General features: G+C 72.5%; 1 protein-coding gene. It reads right to left on the bottom strand.

Going from position 1 to position 1,001, the window contains the following annotated elements; all coding sequences use genetic code 11:
* Positions 1 to 168: 168 nt before the first annotated feature.
* Positions 169 to 723: a DUF2617 family protein gene (locus FRZ03_RS12070; protein WP_146465144.1), complete on the bottom strand. Its 555-nt coding sequence runs from the start codon at positions 721 to 723 to the stop codon at positions 169 to 171.
* Positions 724 to 1,001 lie beyond the last annotated feature (278 nt).

Here is a 1,001-nt window from a genome sequence, read left to right as displayed (position 1 = left end):
CGCCCGGTGCCGCGCCGGACGCGCACCCGTGCGGGGCCCCTCCAGCCGCGCGGGGCACCCGGGGCCGCGGGCGCGTGCGCTTCGATCCCGCTGCGACGCTACGTCACATAGCGGCCACGCTTCGTCACCCAAAGGTGTGGATCCGGGAGCGGTCGTCCCGGTCCGGGTTTATGCCGCCCAGGCGTCCTCGCCGACCTGACCGGGCTGTTCGGGGACGCGCGCCCGGGCCCCCACCCGGGTCCGGGTGGCGACGAGTTGGCCGTCCTGCGGATAGGCGTGCCAGGTCCGCCAGTGCACATGGTCGTCGTGCCGCTGGGCCAGCATCGCGGTGAAGGCGTGCGGGCTGCCGGGGAAGACCCCGGCCAGGCCGTGCGGATGGTCGGCGACCAGGGCGAGCAACTCCTGGGCGCGGCCCGCGAAGGAGCCGGGGGTGAGCATCTCGACGCGCGCCGCGAACTCGTACTCCCAGTCGCCGACGCGCTTGGCGACGCCGAGCGGCAGCGGGGTGCTGGAGCCGGGGATGCAGGCCACGGTCTCCGAGCACAGGCCCCGCTCCTCCTCCAGGAGGACTTGGTGCGAGGCGCCGAGAAGTCTCAACTGGAGCTTGGCGCCCGTGAGTTCGAGGTCCAGGGTGGCCAGGGCGGGGAGCGGTTCGCGCCCCAGGGCCCAGGCGAGGTCGGCTGCGCGCGTATCGATGTAACTGGTGTTCAGGGTCGTGAGCATGGATCGGCTCCGCTAACACGCGAATGAGGGGAGATCGGCCGTGTCAGCCCAGCCGGCCCGGCCGGTACGAGGCGTCCGCGAGACGTCCTGGGGGCTGCGTTGGCTGCATTGGCGTTTTAGAGGGAATCATGAACACAGGGGCCGCCACAGCGTTTTTACCCCAACTTCGGGGGCATTCCATCCCCCGGGGGGCTCACAGCTCATCTGTTCCACCACGGCGCACGCCGGGCGCGGGCACGGAGGCCCGCACCCCTCGTCCCAGCGGCCTCCCCCACCGC

The sequence above is a fragment of the Streptomyces misionensis genome, from assembly GCF_007896895.1.
In the GTDB taxonomy this organism is placed as follows: Bacteria; Actinomycetota; Actinomycetes; order Streptomycetales; family Streptomycetaceae; genus Streptomyces; species Streptomyces misionensis_A.
The sequence above is the reverse complement of the archived record's forward strand: the minus strand, read 5'-3'. Positions and strand labels throughout refer to the sequence as shown.